The following is a 16,853-nucleotide window of genomic DNA, read 5'->3' on the forward strand; positions in this document are numbered from 1 at the left end:
TTCTTAAATGTTGCCCATTATTCGTACTTCTAATTTACTCGTATTTATGTAACAATCCAAAATCAAAAGGCGTCCAAAAACAAGCTTTCATACCGCCTTCTACAAATCCTGTGTTCACCCAGCTATTGCACGTTTTAAAACAAGAATAACTTCCGTTTGCTTTATAAAAATCATCATTACTACCATATCCTTTATAGGCTATTAAGGTCTTGGAACCTGTATTATCTTTAAGAAATGATTTCTCTAAATAAGAGTTCAATTTAATTAATTCATTATGGCTTACTTTTATTTCAATCCAATTTATTTGTTTTTCCTTAAACCTAGTGATATGCATTAAAGTAGCGCTTTTTAAAAATAACGCTTTGAATCCATTGTTAAAAGTCAGATCACCCCAAGTAGGAGTATTTAAATAAAAATTTTCATCGCCCCAACCAAATGACATAAATTTATCTCCCGCTGTGTGTTTTAGTCCAGACAGCACTAAGGTATTAATATCTTTTTTTTCTAGTACAATATCTAAATGAACTCCATTCGAACTTAAATAGATAGAACTATGGGAAGGTACGCTAGCTTCTTTTTTATCCACTGTTAGCGCTGATAAAAGCAAGGAGACTACTAGGTAAGTAAGCGGAATTAAAATAATAAACAACACCAATTTTCCTATTCTCTTAACTACATTCATTCCTTTTATTTCTTTTTTTATAGCGTATTATAGCATCGATTTATATACCTATAATACATATGAATTAAAACCCATTTAATTTAAAAATTAACAGCCTCCTGACCAATGAATAATAGCAACAGATCCTAAAACTGTTATAGAAAAATCGCAACCAGCTGTATCTCTATAAACTAGTATAGTTGGTTGTGGATTTTCAAAATATTCTATTTTGTATGCGGTATAGCTAGGACAGAAAGTACTAGCTAATATAAAAGCTTGTAAAATATTAAAATTAGGAATACTCACTGTTTCTGACCCTCCTGCTTCACCATTCCAAAAACTATAACTAATGCCTTCTTTATAACTAGTTACTCCAGAAATAATACAAGCTTCATTTTCCATAGGACAGTTCTCATATTTAGAAATAATTTCTGTGTTGGTTTTAGTGAAATTATCATTTAAATAATTTTGCAAGTCAACAAGATCAGAAATTTCTGGAGGTTTAATTTTAGCTAAATATCCCAGAAAAGAATACCCAACAAGATCCTTATATTTTATTTTTACCCAATTAGAAGTATACTCAAAGCCTGGAAATTCACTAACCGTCAACGTCTCATTTGAACGAGAAATTAAACTAACTTCTGATCTATAAGGAATTATAGTTATTTTTTCAGCATTTTTATCTGGAGATGCTCTTAGGCTTAAACCACTTTTAGCCCATATATAATATGAATCTAGAAAAATTTCTTGGGCAGTTATACTTCGTACATTTAAAGTAAAAATTATAAGAAACGCAATAATTGACTTCATGTACATGGTTATTATTTTTCTGACTTAACTATAACATATAGAGCAGGCACTGTTGCGGCTTATAGGTTCTATATTCTCCACACCAATATAGCTAAAATTTACTCCTTAATTTTCTAATTCGTTAAAGACCTACAAACCATATCTCAAAAGAGAGGTATAGATTTCTACCTTAAAGTTATTTATTTGTTTCTAATTCTGATTTTGAATAGCGATTTGGAGCTAATATAGTATTTGGGTCTAGTTTGTTTTTTAATTTAAAAGCCAGACTCTCCTTCCAATTCAAGCGATCAACATATTCCTTTTGAAAAATGGTAGGTAATCGATAAGGATAGACACCTAATTCTAGAGAAAATTTCAGCAAATTTCTATATAAATTATGTGCATTCTCTACTTTTTCCTTTTCTGTTTTCTTAAATAAAATTGGTATTGTAGATGCTATAATATTTTCATTCTGAATGGTTAAAGTTACCATCGGTTCCATATGGAACGCTTCAAAAATTTTATAGATACCTGTCATATATTCATTTATAATATGCACTTTATAGGGTATAACTGGTGCAAACCATAGGATACCTATTTGGTCTTTTAAAGGATTGTATTTTTTATCTTCATCGGGTATCTCAGACAAAGAATATATTAAATTAAGTGGGTATCTAGAAGGTTTACCTTTTAAAATAGAGAAGCCTTCTTTTATTTTTTTTAAGTCTTCTGAAGCAACAAATAGCTTGCCTAGCCAACTTTTATTTAATATGATATTGTCTGAAGAAATAAAACGTTTTTTTGTTCCAATACCTTTTAAAGCTCTTTTTATATCTTTTTGAATAGTAGCTCTAATACCTTTTGGTCCATAAATGGCTCCCATCACAGTCCAATCTTCTAACCGGTGCTTTGCCTTTAATAACTGTAGTCTATCTTCTGAACAATACCCTTGTTCTTCTAAAAGATAATTAGTTTTCATCGCTAACATCCTTCGGGTATTCATAAGATTAATACCTGAAATAAACCCTTTATAGGTTTCTTTTATTTTCTTTAATTTTAATAAACAATCGTTGAGGTCATCCGTAGAAATAGACATCATAAACATCACAATTTTATCAGGTGTACGTTCTAGTTTTATGGTCATCTCATAAACAACTCCAAAATTAGATTGAAAGAATATATAATCGAAATTAGGGCCAACTCCCCATTTATGATGCTTATCTAATTGTGATAACCCTAATTGTGCAAAGGGAGATTCATAAGTGCTCCCATCCGGTAAAATGGCTTTCAAAGAATGTACGGATGCTACATGATCATGAATTGGAGTTATTCCAAATCCCCGTTCTAAAGCGTTACCCATAATATTTGCCTCTGGCCCTGCACCTGTTACTGGCACCATATATTCATAAGAATTAGCTTTTAAAAAATTATAGAGTTTTTCTTGGGTTAACCCAGGCCCAAACGTCAGCAAGCCTTCATCCGCGTCAAAGTTTATTACCCCTGGCATCTTGGATAAGTTCATTACAATCTGGGTATTTTCATCTGATGGAAAACTACTCCCATACCCCCAATTATTACCTGATGAAACTGGATAAAAACTACACGTATTCTCTTTACAATAAGTTATAACCTCTTTTATCCCCTCTGTATTTTCAGGATAGACTATATTTTTACTCGCAGATAGATTGTCTAAGCATCTTGATATTGTCTGTTTATGCATGGTAATATTTATATATTGTTTGCCTAAATAAATTTGGGAAATTTTCAGAGTCTATTAAATCTAAATCACAATACATTAATTGTGCTGGAGCTTCTGATAGTTTTTCGTATTCTTTTTCAATACCGAGTTTGGTACAATTAAAAAAACTTTCATAAAAATTGCATGATTTTGGGTTTACAGAGAGAATTACATTAGTTACTCCCCTCTTTAAGCTTTCTGAACTAAGGAGTGAAAGTAAATTGAGTAGATCATTATATCTTGGAATTTTTCTGCAATCTGCTAAAAGACAAACTTCTGCAACATACTCTTTTGCTTTTAGTAGTGCTGCTATTTCTTCGTCATATATATCTGAGCTTGGCAACTCTTCTTTTTTAGAGCTAATAATAGCCGAACATGTGATGATAGGATCTAAATCCTTTTTGCCGTAAGCCCTAATAAAACTATGCTTTTTCACCCTATTTATGTGCGTATAGTCTCCTTCATCTATTAATTTTTTTAAATGATATGCTTTTTGAATAAGATTGTCGGTAGCTTCAAATTCTTCGTCTGTTAAAACTATTTTGAATTCCATTTAATGCTGGTTTTTTTTACGTTAAATATGTAGTTTTTAATTCTATTAACTCCTTACCCTGCCCTTAGCAATAACACCAATACAAAACGTATATTGTTATTTTTTTGTAGGTAAAAGAGTACACCCCTAAGATATATCATTATAAAGTGTCTCGTTCTAGGAATAGTTAAAGATTATAAACAATATCCTCAAAAATTGTAATTTTTAAACATCTTCTGTAAAATCATAAAAGACTATATTCATACCTCGAAACTTAAATGTGGTAAAAAAGTTTTTATGAAGTCAACCTTATTTTTCCTTCTATTACTGAGTGCACTAGAAGTTACCTACTGCCAAAGCTTATCTTCCAAAAAAGATTCCTATCTACAGATTGAAATAGAAAATCCTATTTCGATGATCAGAAAAAATGAAACTATAACACTCTCTGCAGCAGTAATTAAAGCAAATTTTCCTATTGAAAGATTACAGTTAATTCAGATAAAAGATCTAAAAAGTAATACTTTACTTCGTACTCAAGCTATCGATTATAATGAAGATGGAGTTCCTGAAGAATTTTTATTTCAGACTGATTTTGATCCTAATGAAAAAAAGAAATTTGAACTTTACATCATAGAGAAAGATTCTTTAATTACATCTAAAGTATATGCTACTTACATGCCTACAGAAGAAGGTATGGAAGATTTTACTTGGGAAAATGATTTTATTGGGTATCGTTTTTATGGCCAGGAGAGAGCGCTAAAACAAGGTACAGGGATTGCTATGGATGTTTGGTGTAAGCGTACTCCAGATTTCCTTACCGAAAAATGGTATGCCCCTTCGCAAAGTTATCATGTGGATACTGGTTATGGAGCAGATCATTACAACTCTGGAAAAAATCAAGGTTGTGGCGGCACTGGACTTTTAGCAAACGATTCCCTTTATTTTTCAAATGCTTTTTATGATTGGAAAATCATCGCAAACGGTCCTATTCGTACCGTTTTTGAATTGAAATTTACAGGGTGGACTTTAAATGATACTCTTATAGAAACCAAACGAGTAACATTGGATGCAGGCCACTATTTTAATAGAATTGAAAGTAGTTATTCTAATGACATTGCTGCGCTAGGCTATGCACCCGCCATAAGTTTTGTACAACGTAAGGATTCAGATACCAAAATTGAACAAGATTTGGGTTGGCTAGCCAGTTGGGAGTCTTTAGGAGAAGGCAAAGGAAATCTGGGTACTGGTTTCATTACCGTAGCGAGTGACATTGCGTCTATTGAAAAAATAAACAATCATGTGGTTAGTATCCTCAAACCAAAACCTGAAGATACAATTACCTATTATACCGGAGCTGCTTGGGATGAATTTGGAGCTATCTCTTCTAAAGAAGCGTGGCTACACTATATTAAACAACAAGCGGAGTGTATTAAAAACCCTTGTATTATAAGTGTTAAACGCTAAAAAAGGCGTGGTACAAATTTTTTACTCCGTATTTTGAGTTTTTTTTAATTCTTTAATTGTTTGCATCATTTCTTTAGATAAACGCTTCTCTAAGTTGAGTAAATCTGAAGTCATTAATTCTATAATTCCATAAAAATCATATACAGAGGTAGATGAGTTTGTTGCAATCGCTTTGTTTAAAATTGATGTGCCGAAATCTATATAGGTTTGTTGATAAGTATAACTTTTTGATATTTCTTGAATCAACTCAATATCATAATGCCTAATTACACCACTAATTTTTGAACTTTCAAAAGCCGTATTTTCAAGCCTTGCATATTGGAAACCAATCCACCCTTTTAATTGATTATGTTTGAATTTATCATTCATATAAAATCTTGAAAATTTATCCTCTTCATTCATTGTTGGCAAAACACTATCCAACTGAACCTTTATATTTTCGTGGTATTCAATAAATTCTACTATCAATTTCTGGTTATTCTCTAGTTCTTCTATAATACTATTTATAGATTTTTGTGTGTCCTTTTTCGTCTCTTTCTCGGCGTTAATATTACTAATATAAAAACCTAAAAAAACTCCAAAAGCTACAATCAGAAGCTCTAACACATACTTTAAAATAGTCTTAACTGCTTTATTCATTCCCAATTTTGATTACGTAATAAGTATTCTATCCTTGTGTCTTATCCAATTCTAAAAGGATTCCATTTTTCTCCAATTGCCTTACGCTCAGCTCTTACTCCTACTGGCATTTCAAATAATTGGTTTACGGTAGGATCTAATGCTACTGCATTCTCTAAAGAAATAATTTTAGCATCCTCTTCTGTATGGCTATTTTTTCCGCATAAAAATTGCCAGTCTCCATCACTGTCATGAGTAACAGATAAAACTGGATGACCATCTTTTAGAACATGATTACAGGTAAACACTGCTTTATCTTTTGTATCTCTGAATTTAAATTCCATTATTTTCTTCTCTTTTAACTTAATACATCACCTATTTTTTGTTCCATATGTTCAAACCAATAGGAATCATCTTCTGGTTTGAAAGAAAATTTTGTCAATAGACCCGTGCCAAGCATTATCCATGACATTATATTAATTGGTCTTATTTTTCTAGCACTTAAGGAGAATTTTTGTGTTTCGGTAATGATTGTGCCTTCTTTATTTTCTTCAAGCTTAATTATTGTTGTGTTCTTTATTCCTGCTTGATGACGAACAGTACGAAAGCATTTGTAGGTGGTACTCTCTATTATTTTACATTGAACCACATCTCCTTCACAGTCTTCTCCTGTATGAATTTCTATCCATTGATTTCCTTTTTCTAATGTAAAAGAAGCACTAACTTGATTATGATAACAGGGATCTTTCGTAAATTCTACGGTATATTTTGGATGCGTCAAATATTCCCAAATTTGAGCTGGTTGATATTTACTTTGAAATTGAACTATCGTTTTAGTATATTTCCTTTCCTCTTTCATTGCTGAAGCTTATCTATTTGGTTTATTTTTAAATTTTTAAATTAGTGGCTGATTAATATTTTTTGCAGCCATCTAATATTGAGTCTTTTGAACCCTTTATTTTTATTAGTAGTATTATAAAAGAGGTATTTGTTTATTCTCTTGTTAGACCCCCTTATTAAATTTTCTCAACATATTTATCGCTAATCCACCCTCTCAACTTTTGATGGTCAAAAGCATAAGATATAGGAGATGAACATGCTTCATCATTTATGGCTTCATTTGAGATTTCTACATATAACCAGGTTCTTTCCTCATGATCATTCCCTCTATGTGCTGCCAAAACGTTGACCACGGCCCCTTTATATAATTTTGTTATAATATTTGTTTGCTCTTCACACGTAAAAATTGCATGATGACTATTTAAATCTGCCGAAAACCGAACATTATAATTGTCTGTCGTAATACGCACTTCATATGCCTCGTCTAGGAAATATGCAGGTAATAGTTCTAGCCGATAATTATCTTCATCATTATAATCATCGTGATTGTAGGAAACATAATTATTTTTAAGATGAACTTCATCTGCAGCAAAATAAAAAACTCTATGAGAACCAAAAGGACTTTCTCCGCAACAATGATTGGTTACTGAATTTAAAATAAGTTTTGAAGCCTCATTATTTTTTGAATCCATAAAATCGATGCTTACTACTCCAAACTCGTCTATCACTTTCTTATAGGCGCCATTAGTATTCAGGTGAACTCTCAAGCAATTACCTTCACCGCATCCGAAACTAAAAATATAATCCAAATCGCTATCATTGTCTACATCTATTAATTTGATTGAAAAATCTTCACTATGGTTCGCATAATTTTCCTGGTACTCTTTTATAATAGCCTCAATACTTTCAGATTCATCTTGAGCAACAATTAAAAATGGGAGGATAAGAAAAATACACACTAATTTAAATTTCATCATATTAAGTATAGGATATTATTAATAGCTTTTAAACGGACTCATAGACTTAATAGCTTAATAGCCCAATTACTCCTTTTCTGCTAGGGCATAAAATTCATCCCATTGTAGAAGTTCAAAAGATGTACCTTTTATAAAAATATTTTTTGCTATTGCCTGTCCTAGAACTCGTACAGGAATTCCACGATATTTCCGAAACTTCCCCATTAATAGAGGCTTCAAAAGTGGCCAAACTTTTAACGAAATAGCCTGCGCAATTCCGTAACGGTTATGTGGCGTTAGAATCATGGAGGGTTGAAAGATACTTAAGCGATCAAAATTTAACGCTTTTAGTTCCGCTACTAACTCGCCTTTAACTCTGAGGTAAAAAGATTTTGATTTAGGATTGATATCTACCGAAGCCAAAAGTTCAAAATGCTTGATACCAGAATTTTTACATGCTACAGCAAAATCTAGTACCGCTGTTTTATCAATTTTTATAAATTCTTCTTTACTAATTTTTGAAGGCTCCCCAACCCCTAAGGTGCAAATAGCTGCCGTATGGCCTTTTAAATAATTTTGGTAAGAACTCACATCCATGATATTAATTTTTTGCTGCTGCACGGTTGCACCGCTTACATTTGGTATGGGACTTCTGCCCAGTATTGTTAACTGGGGTATGTTTTTTAATTGAAGTAACGCTTGTAAGGTTTCTGTACCCACCGCACCACTTGCCCCTAACATTACTATTGCTGTTTGATTGGATTTTAAGGTCATAATACTATGCTATAAATAAGATGGTTGCAACGGTTATTTTAGCCTTTAAAGAATGCTTAATCATAGCAAATATAACCGAAAACTAATATACTTTTAACTCCAATGGGCTGTGAGCTCATCTACTCCTTTTGTAATGACTACATAAAATTCTCCCTTTTTAAAATCTAGTAAAAATGGTTTTGGTGATGATAACAAGATCTTTTGTAAATTCTATTGTATATTTTGGATGCGTCAAATATTCCCAAATTTGAGCTGGTTGCTATTTACTTTGAAATTGGAAAATTGTCTTCTAATATTTTTATTTAAAAACGTCTTTTAGCTTAAGACATTAATCCCACCATAGGAATAGTCTTTTGTATTCCACAATCATTTCTTCAAGTATTTCTATTTCGCCTACTCCTTGGTCTACTGAATCTGGGCAAAAATCATACACTTCTTGGGCAAATAAGGACGCATCAGGAATTGAACTTTTAAATGTTAAATCTACCCAATCATAATCCGCACCTAATATTTCAATACCATACAGATCATCCCATTCTTTGAGTTTGGCTATAATATCTGAATTTTCTAAACCATAATTAATCCCATCTGTTTTCTGAATCCTCAGAATATCAAATTGGTCTGTAGATTTTATAATGGATAGTGTTGAAGGGCTTGTATAGCCATTTTCAGATAAGAAAATTAAATAACCATTCTTAAAAAGTTTATTTTTAGTATTCAAAATAATAGCATCAGATTGTCCTTCCAAAACTTTAAATGAAATACCATTTTGTTCTTGTAGACCCAATTTTATTTTCTCCCCCTTTTCTCCAACAGAATAACCTGGTTCTGCAGTTTCAAATTGAGTAAATTCCGTTGTTATACTTTGCTTCAATTCATTGAAAACTTCAGCATCAAAACCTACTTTCTTAAATAATAATTGTTCTGAATCTGAAAGATTTGATGGATTTTCATTGCAACCAACAAACGCAATTAACAATAAAAGAACACCTATTTTTTTCATATTTTTTTATCTAAAATTTATAAACTATAGGTTTTAATAAAACAGTCCTTAAAAGACCAGTTCATTTAGGATAAGTAACTACCCTACGGTATAATTACCACTATAGAATACTATACTGTGGTGGTCTTTATGAAGCGTTTTTTGCTCCTAATTGTGACTAATTATAAAATAATCTGCTTGTAATAAAGGAGTTCTATTGTCAAATTCAAAATCAATGAACAGCGCATCATCCTCTTCTATTGTAATTTTCTTTGTACTTCTGCCTATTTCTCTTTTTGACTGATCATAAGCTTTCAATTTAATTTTACGATCAAAGGATTGGTTCGCGATTAGATAAACCGTTACTTTTTTAATATTAGTAGTATCACTATAAATTTTTTCAGTACGCCCTATTTCGAAGGTTTTAGAAAAAATAGAGTCCGAAAGTACTTTGGCTTGATTGATACTTTTATCATAGCCCGTAGTTAAGCCTTTAAAAGCTTCTCCAATACCTTCACTAGCAGATTCTAAAGCTTCCTTTCCGTCTGTTTTTAAAGCATCTCCAGCACCTTTTATTAATTTCGATTTAATGGAAACCATTGCATTTCCTTCTTCCTCTGCCTTTATTTTTTTCTCTTCTGTACTTAAACAAGAAGTCATTAATAATGTTGATAATAAGGTGATAATCGTAATTTTATAATGTGTCATTTCAGTTTGGTTTACTATTTAAGGTTTTAGAGGTCAGTAGCTAACTTCGTATCTTGATACTCAGTAAATATATTAAATTATGGATATTTTCAAGGGTCAAAATCTTCTAGAGTTCTCTGATTGCTTCAAAACGGACAATGATTGCAAAGAATATTTAGCAAATATTAAGTCTAAAACCCCTTTTAAATGTTCTAGATGCAATCATATAGCCTGTCAAACACGTGCTGATTTCTCTAGGCAATGTAATATTTGTAGACATACAGAATCCGCAACAGCAGATACTTTATTTCACAAGGTAAAGTTTGGTGTTCGCAAAGCATTTTTTATTTGTTTTGAGATGGCTACAAGCACGAAAAGCTTATCTGCAAGTTATATGGGAGTACGTTACGGAGTAACAGAAAAAACAGCTAGACTTTTTATGCTTAAGGTCAGAGAAGCTATGTCTTCGAGTGGGAATAATCCTATGGACGGAGTTGTTCATGTAGATGAATTTGTTTTAGGGGGCAGAGAAGAAACAAAAGTTGGCAGAAGCTACAATGCTAAGAAAAAGAAGGCGGTTACAGCTGTTCAGCTTACAGAAAATGGAAAGGTAAAAAGAATGTATGCTATGAAAATAGATGATTTTTCAGCACAATCCTTACAATATATTTTTGTCAACCATATCAGCCGAAACGCAAAGATTACTACAGATAAATGGAGAGGCTATAGTCCTATTGCAAAGGCTTACGACATCACACAAATAGAAAGTAATGGAGGGTTAAATTTTAAAGCGCTTCATACAATGATACATCAGGTTAAATCTTGGATAAGAACAACTTATTCTTGGGTTAGTGACAATAATTTAAATAGATATTTCAATGAATTTTGTTTTAGAATAAACAGATCTCAAAGTAAAGCTACAATATTCAATAATCTTATTGTTAAAATGGTCAATAATGATAAAATCAATCAAGCTGAATTAATAAGTAATTAACTACTGACCTCTATAAGGTTTAATTAATTCAATTTATGTTTACATTTAAACGATGGGTTGCATACTGTTTTTGCTTAATTCATTTTTTCTCAATCAACCAATTTTTAACGTTTTACTACTAAATATGCTACAGATTTAGTAAATATAGGTAAAACATTACATTAGAAAATCGTATTATCCTGTTCAGTCCTTTATAGCTATTACTTATTAAGACGCTAATGTCTTTTATTCATGAGATTTTTTTTACTAAGTAATTTTTTAAATATGTTCATTTTTACGCCTCTTTAAATATAATTTCTCCTCCTACTTCTATTTCTTGGCTAGCACTAAAAAGTAATGATAGCATTAGTACAATAAAAACAATAGTTTATTTCATGATTTTAAGTGTTTACAAACGCATTCTTTATACTTTAACCTTAGCATTAGGTCGTGATTTTTTCGCAAAAAATGTTACCATTAATTAGATAAACTTTAGTAGCGAAGCTATTTATTTCTTGGTATCTGCCATTAATTCCTTTTCAATTTGTTCTACATAAACGGATAAGTTCTTTTTCATCAAGACTAAGCCTTTCCCATAAATATCTACAAGATACACCTGCTCCTCTTCCATTCCTTCTTTAAGCCACGCTTTCTCTGCTTCTAAATCTCCTTTTCTAACGATAATGAGTTCATAATATCTAAGTGCGGAATCATAATCGGTTATCGTAAGTTGATTAAAATTTGAAATCGCAGGATTATTGTTGCTATTGCGTTGTCCTATATCGGCTCCAAGGAATACCTCACAATTTGAAAATGTATAATGAGGGTTATGGTTATCAAAATTTCGATACGTTCTTCTATCGCCATTCTTCAATAAAAAACGCTGAATTTCTTCAAACTTTCCTGGAGGTATTACCTTTGAAATCTCAATGAAATTCATGCTTAAATTTTCGTTGTTTTTCGAGGTGCTTTTTACTGATTTACAAGCAAATAACAGTACCATCGCAAAGAGTAAACTCAGAATTTTATTTCTCATTTGGTTAATAGATTCACACTGATTATGCTTTATTGTAATTAAAGGATAAATGTACTGCACTTCCCGTTTTTAAAATACCCGGTTTATAGGGAAGTTTAGTTGTATTTGCTTTTAGACAAGGGATCTGATAAGATTTTATGTATTTACTCTTGTCCGTTTTTCTCCACGGAAGCTATCATTTTTAATGCCGCTCGTGCTAATTCACTTTCTGGAAATTCTTTTAAAGTTCTTTCATAATATGTTTTAGATTGTATGCCATCGCCAATTTGAGAATAGCAAAAACCTATATTAGCTAATGTCATCTCCCGATATGACATATTTGAAGAACTTAATAAGGTCAAAAAACGATAGGTATCAACCCATTCATATTTCTTGAAGAAAACATAGCTTTTTTTAAAATTTTCAATGGCTACTAAAAAATTCTTCTGATTGTTATTCTTTATTCCTTTTCTATGATCCCTAGGAATTAAATTTCTTAGGGAAAAAGAAAGTATTAAATACGTTACAGCCCCATAAATAATGATTCTTTAGGAGCTATTTGCTGCCATAATAAAATTACTCCCCACATAACACCTATATGGGGAATTATTGAAAACCAATTTGTTTGCCTAACAGTGGGTATCTTTGAGCTCATTTACTACTACTCTATTTTAGTTAAACACCTTATTCATTTAGGGCAATTATGAAATTTTCCTTATCTTTTTATTTATGCTAATATAGGTGTCAACAAGCTAAAAATAATATAGCAAAGTATTGTTAATAACACAAAACTCATAAAGATAGGCGGCAATACTATTTGCTTTTTAAAGCTATTGTCAAGGCAAGCGCTATTTGGATTTTTAGGATTATAATATACTTGTACCAATTCGCCCTTCACCTCTTCGATACTCCTTCCCGAATTAAGCTCTTTTAAGAGCTTTTCATAATGATCTAGAGTATTATTCTTCTTGTTTGAGGAATACTCTTTTGCGTATAAAGAATCTGATGCTAAAGTCTGATTTGATAGGTAATATTTTTGATTGACTGAATAAACGTACGTAGTTATTCTTGCATATAATACGTCAACTCCACCTCCTTCATCAGGAAAATTTTTAGACTTAATTTCTGATCCTAAAATTTTTCCTTCACAAGGTGTCCAATTCTTACTTTGCACCATTCTTATAGTTCCTAGTATCCCAGTTATTAAAAGCCAAAGAGCAAAGTATAAAAATAACGGCAATAAAATGCACACAAAAATCGTAGGTAATACATCTAAACTCCAATTAGAGAGATTGAATTTCATAGTGTTGCTTGTTGGAATGTCACTAGTGCATGAAGAAACTTTAAAAAATAAGTCTAAAAGTCATACTTAAAAACAACTCCATCTAAATATTTGTACTACTCAGAATCTTTCCAAATATTAAAATCCATTCGTTCTATCGTATATTCTAAGGAAGTATTATTAAAAATCTTCATAGTTATAGTACCTCTTAATTTATCCCGACCCCCTTCAATTACTTTTTCCTCTATCACAATCTCCCCTTCAGTATCATAAGAAAACCATCTTTCTTCTTGATTTGTAGTAGCTATACTATTAGAATACGTGGCAAATTGTACGTAATTCGCAGTTGAAGATTGATCAAAACTATATGCCTTTAATGGTAAGTCCCAAACATTTTCATCTAAATTAATCGTTATTCGGCTTTCACTCGTTGAATAGAAGTCAAAACTATAGCTAGACGCTGTAGGCTTATTTTGCATAACGCGATTTGCAATAAATTTAAACTCGTCTGTATCATAAGTAATTTGAGGCACGAATTGTGGTACACATTCATCGGAACCTAAATTTGGGTACTTTAGGGTACCGGATATAGTTTTTATCAGTGTATTATCTAGCGGATTATATAATTTTCCGCCAAAATCAAACGATACAATTTCTTTCGCTTCATCATATACAAAGTTTTCAATTCGTATAGCAGATTCATTTAAGTAAGGGGGATGGAAACTTACCCGAGTACCATCTTCAGTTATCTGTGTTAAATAAAGTTTTAGCAATTCACCATTTTTTAAGAAGGTCATTTGCATATCAAAGATAAAATCGTCGGCTCCTAAAGAGTACATATTAAGATTTATAAATCCACAATTTTCATTTGCGCCCGATTGAAATGAGGTGTTTTTGTAAAAAGTACCATCAACGAATATCTCTAAATCTGTAGTAGCATTTTCTTTTTCTGACGAATCATTATCACAAGCAACAAGTGATACTATAGATAAAATAATAAGTAGTGTTTTTTTCATAAGTAAGTAAAAATTATATAATAAAGTATAGTTATAAACATTGTTGTTTTTCTGATTGTTCTTTGAACAAATCAATATTATTATTTAGAAGAAAAATTCTTTTTTAAATAGTCTCTCCTCTGTGAAAACTTATAACTTTTAAACGATGTAGATGCCTCCTATTCCCTAACGCCTGGTACACTAAATTATTTTCTCAGTTCTAAATATTTTATCCCAAATAAACGTATAAAAACCATAATTTTTATGCGATAATTTATGGTGATTTTTATGAAAAAAATTAGTCGTGAAAATTAAAAAATAAGGCTTTTCGCTCCTACCATTCAAGTGTGTCATAACGCCATAAAACCAATTAAAAACTAGAAATGCAATAAAGCCATAGATATTAAGTGGCAAGAGTAGGACTACTACGGTTAACAAGAGTCCAAAGAAAATAGATTCCCAGGGAGACATGTAGTAGAGGCTAACGGAATTAAACTCTTCGGAATGTTCATGATGTTTTAAATGTATTTCTTTCAAGAAGCCTATGGTATGAGAGGCCCAATGCAACACATACATTAAAAGATCTAGCACCAAGACTAATAGTATAAATGTTACTAGTGCTGGCATGCTCGAAAAAACAATTAGTCCGTTTATCCATAGTACATATCCAGGAATTGCAATGGCCGTATTTAGGAGTACGATTATTAATGATGCTAGTATCTCTTTTCTTGTAATGGTCGCTTTAATTTTTAAAGCTTTATCCCAAAGAATACTGATCACTACATTTATTACATACGCTAGTAAATTAAGACTTATGAGTAACGGAAAAAATATGTAAGGGTCCTTTAAATCCATTTCTGTTTTTTAATGAATACGCTATTATTCTTATGAGTTGCAGTTTATTTAGTATTTATTTTTTACTACTAAGTTCAACTAATATTAAAAAAGTTTTCTTCTGATGCTTAATAATCAATTAATGAAGGGTAATTTAAAGTGTATGTTTCTGAAAAAATTGCAGGATATTTCTGATTGTATTCTTTTACCCAATCAGGATAATAATAGCTTGCTTTTAAAGTATCCCCATCTAACGTAAATTTTGCAAATGGTTTTCCTTTCTCTGGAGATATTATAAGAGCAAAATCTTCATCAAGTCCACTTAGAAATACGCAGTCACCGTCTTGTGACCAAATAAGTTCAACTTCAGTATCGCTAATAATTTTTACTGGATAGGTGTAATAACATTGTCCGTGTAATTTATAAACAATTGCATTTTTCGAGATACTTACTTCATTCCAGTCACTAAAAATTGAACAATAATCTAGGTTTGCTAAATAGCCACTAAATACAAAACCTTGTTTGGTAGCATTACTATCTTCATCAAAAAAATTAACTTTATACCAATATCCTTCTATGGTCACATACTCTTCTTCTTCATAATTCATTTCAATTTCTGTTTTTTCAATAACATTAATTTCGGCATTATAGTCAAATTTCCCGATTGGAATGCCATCTGGACTATCTCTTATAATTAAACCGTTTTTAGCAAATACTCGGTACTTATTTCCTGATTTGTACATATTTTTATACCTATATTCTTCTCCGTTCCAGGACATAATTTCGTCACAATTTATGACTAAATCATGGTAGCCATTGGTTTTAGACGCTAAGATTCCCAATCGCTTTACACTTCTTTTCTGTGTCTTTATTTCTATATCATTATATGTATTAGCTAGCCGAAGATACAGGTTATCATAGCCTTTCAAATCTTTATAATAGGTAAACCTTAACTTATCTTTATAACCATCATTATTAAGATAAACATTAAATTCTTCATAAGATTCAACAATAGAAAACTTTTGAATAAGTGACAGGCAATCCATTTCCATCACTGTCGCCATTTTAGTTTTTCGATGTATCCCAACTTGTTTCATTTTAAAATTTTCTAAAACAAACGTTTCTTCCGTATCATTACAAGATAATATATCGCTGTAGGTATAACTTCTTTCTTCGGCCGTATCTATGGTTAAATGAAGTTTTCCGTCTTGCATTTCCATTTCAATACCATCCCAGTCTTTACCTACTTCATTAGAGATTTTAAATTGTTGACCATCATACGCCATAATAAAATAAGAACTTCCTTCATGGTCCAGATAAGTGCTGCCAGTTTCTGAATGACACCCCTTTCTATTTTCTACCAAAACATCTAAGAAGCCATCATTATTGAAATCGTCTTGCAATTGGATATATAAAAACTTATGCTGATCAAAATCAATTAGCACTTGTCGCTCGCCATTTATCCTAGCATACAGTTGTGTATTACACTGACCAGAACCATTATTTAATCCATAGGAAATAGTTACAATATCTGATACAGTATTGGCTTCTACACTTTCCTCTTTTTTTGGGTTATTACAAGCAAGTATTAGCGTAAAAATTAAGAGATAAATAGATTTCATGAGCATATGTATTTTGCTAATTTTAAACTGTTGAATATCTTTCTAATTTTGAATGTACCTTACTACTACAGAAACGCAACTTTAATTAAAG

Annotated in this window: 19 protein-coding genes; 2 read left to right on the forward strand and 17 right to left on the reverse strand. The window is 31.4% G+C overall.

Annotation, left to right across the window (positions count from 1 at the left end; translation table 11 throughout):
- Positions 1–34: 34 nt before the first annotated feature.
- The 4 genes from CELAL_RS20015 to CELAL_RS20030 form a co-directional block, all read right to left on the reverse strand.
- A complete protein-coding gene (locus CELAL_RS20015) occupies positions 35–682 on the reverse strand; it encodes a DUF2459 domain-containing protein (protein ID WP_013552723.1) in 648 nt (215 codons plus the stop codon).
- An 87-nt stretch (positions 683–769) separates the two neighbouring features.
- Entirely contained in the window at positions 770–1,471 is a 702-nt protein-coding gene (locus CELAL_RS20020; RefSeq protein WP_013552724.1) for an SH3 domain-containing protein, read from the reverse strand.
- Between the two features lie 175 nt (positions 1,472–1,646).
- A complete protein-coding gene (locus CELAL_RS20025) occupies positions 1,647–3,170 on the reverse strand; it encodes an FAD-binding oxidoreductase (RefSeq protein WP_013552725.1) in 1,524 nt (507 codons plus the stop codon).
- Entirely contained in the window at positions 3,163–3,741 is a 579-nt protein-coding gene (locus CELAL_RS20030; protein WP_013552726.1) for an N-acyl amino acid synthase FeeM domain-containing protein, read from the reverse strand. The genes CELAL_RS20025 and CELAL_RS20030 overlap by 8 nt, the downstream gene beginning before the upstream one ends.
- A gap of 276 nt (positions 3,742–4,017) precedes the next feature.
- Here CELAL_RS20030 and CELAL_RS20035 point away from each other — a divergent pair, with 276 nt between their 5' ends.
- Complete coding sequence (locus CELAL_RS20035; protein ID WP_013552727.1) at positions 4,018–5,184, forward strand: DUF4861 family protein; 1,167 nt, start codon at positions 4,018–4,020, stop codon at positions 5,182–5,184.
- 21 nt (positions 5,185–5,205) lie between these two features.
- Here CELAL_RS20035 and CELAL_RS20040 read toward each other — a convergent pair whose 3' ends face one another.
- The 7 genes from CELAL_RS20040 to CELAL_RS20070 all read right to left on the reverse strand — a co-directional run bounded on the left by CELAL_RS20040 (position 5,206) and on the right by CELAL_RS20070 (position 10,062).
- Positions 5,206–5,823 (reverse strand): hypothetical protein, encoded by a 618-nt coding sequence (locus CELAL_RS20040; protein ID WP_013552728.1) that lies wholly within the window; start codon positions 5,821–5,823, stop codon positions 5,206–5,208.
- Positions 5,824–5,864: 41 nt separating this feature from the next.
- Positions 5,865–6,146, reverse strand: coding sequence for a hypothetical protein (locus tag CELAL_RS20045; protein ID WP_013552729.1), 282 nt, complete (start codon positions 6,144–6,146; stop codon positions 5,865–5,867).
- Positions 6,147–6,160: 14 nt separating this feature from the next.
- Positions 6,161–6,583, reverse strand: a complete 423-nt coding sequence (locus CELAL_RS20050) for a hypothetical protein (protein WP_165748321.1) — start codon at positions 6,581–6,583, stop codon at positions 6,161–6,163.
- A 235-nt stretch (positions 6,584–6,818) separates the two neighbouring features.
- Positions 6,819–7,619, reverse strand: a complete 801-nt coding sequence (locus tag CELAL_RS20055; RefSeq protein ID WP_013552731.1) for an SH3 domain-containing protein — start codon at positions 7,617–7,619, stop codon at positions 6,819–6,821.
- Between the two features lie 66 nt (positions 7,620–7,685).
- Positions 7,686–8,372, reverse strand: a complete 687-nt coding sequence (locus tag CELAL_RS20060; protein ID WP_013552732.1) for an NAD(P)H-binding protein — start codon at positions 8,370–8,372, stop codon at positions 7,686–7,688.
- Between the two features lie 328 nt (positions 8,373–8,700).
- Positions 8,701–9,375: a DUF4253 domain-containing protein gene (locus CELAL_RS20065; RefSeq protein WP_013552733.1), complete on the reverse strand. Its 675-nt coding sequence runs from the start codon at positions 9,373–9,375 to the stop codon at positions 8,701–8,703.
- 147 nt (positions 9,376–9,522) lie between these two features.
- Complete coding sequence (locus CELAL_RS20070; protein WP_013552734.1) at positions 9,523–10,062, reverse strand: hypothetical protein; 540 nt, start codon at positions 10,060–10,062, stop codon at positions 9,523–9,525.
- A 79-nt stretch (positions 10,063–10,141) separates the two neighbouring features.
- Between CELAL_RS20070 and CELAL_RS20075 the strand changes: the two genes are divergently transcribed.
- Entirely contained in the window at positions 10,142–11,035 is an 894-nt protein-coding gene (locus CELAL_RS20075) for an IS1595-like element ISCal1 family transposase (protein WP_013552735.1), read from the forward strand.
- 487 nt (positions 11,036–11,522) lie between these two features.
- Here the strand turns inward: CELAL_RS20075 and CELAL_RS20080 are convergent, their stop codons facing one another.
- The 6 genes from CELAL_RS20080 to CELAL_RS20100 all read right to left on the reverse strand — a co-directional run bounded on the left by CELAL_RS20080 (position 11,523) and on the right by CELAL_RS20100 (position 16,762).
- Positions 11,523–11,954, reverse strand: coding sequence for a hypothetical protein (locus CELAL_RS20080; RefSeq protein WP_148229722.1), 432 nt, complete (start codon positions 11,952–11,954; stop codon positions 11,523–11,525).
- A 239-nt stretch (positions 11,955–12,193) separates the two neighbouring features.
- Entirely contained in the window at positions 12,194–12,352 is a 159-nt protein-coding gene (locus CELAL_RS22435) for a tol-pal system YbgF family protein (protein ID WP_169311414.1), read from the reverse strand.
- A gap of 404 nt (positions 12,353–12,756) precedes the next feature.
- Positions 12,757–13,332 carry a DUF3592 domain-containing protein gene (locus CELAL_RS20085; RefSeq protein ID WP_013552737.1) on the reverse strand — a complete coding sequence of 192 codons (576 nt, stop codon included), beginning with the start codon at positions 13,330–13,332 and terminating at the stop codon, positions 12,757–12,759.
- A 95-nt stretch (positions 13,333–13,427) separates the two neighbouring features.
- Positions 13,428–14,327 carry a hypothetical protein gene (locus CELAL_RS20090; protein WP_013552738.1) on the reverse strand — a complete coding sequence of 300 codons (900 nt, stop codon included), beginning with the start codon at positions 14,325–14,327 and terminating at the stop codon, positions 13,428–13,430.
- A 180-nt stretch (positions 14,328–14,507) separates the two neighbouring features.
- The gene (locus CELAL_RS20095; RefSeq protein ID WP_013552739.1) at positions 14,508–15,161 is read right to left on the reverse strand and encodes a sterol desaturase family protein; all 654 of its coding nucleotides are present in this window, start codon (positions 15,159–15,161) and stop codon (positions 14,508–14,510) included.
- Positions 15,162–15,268: 107 nt separating this feature from the next.
- Positions 15,269–16,762, reverse strand: coding sequence for an SH3 domain-containing protein (locus tag CELAL_RS20100; protein WP_013552740.1), 1,494 nt, complete (start codon positions 16,760–16,762; stop codon positions 15,269–15,271).
- Between the last annotated feature and the right edge of the window lie 91 nt (positions 16,763–16,853).

Origin of the sequence: Cellulophaga algicola DSM 14237, assembly GCF_000186265.1 — a bacterium.
Lineage (GTDB): Bacteria > Bacteroidota > Bacteroidia > Flavobacteriales > Flavobacteriaceae > Cellulophaga > Cellulophaga algicola.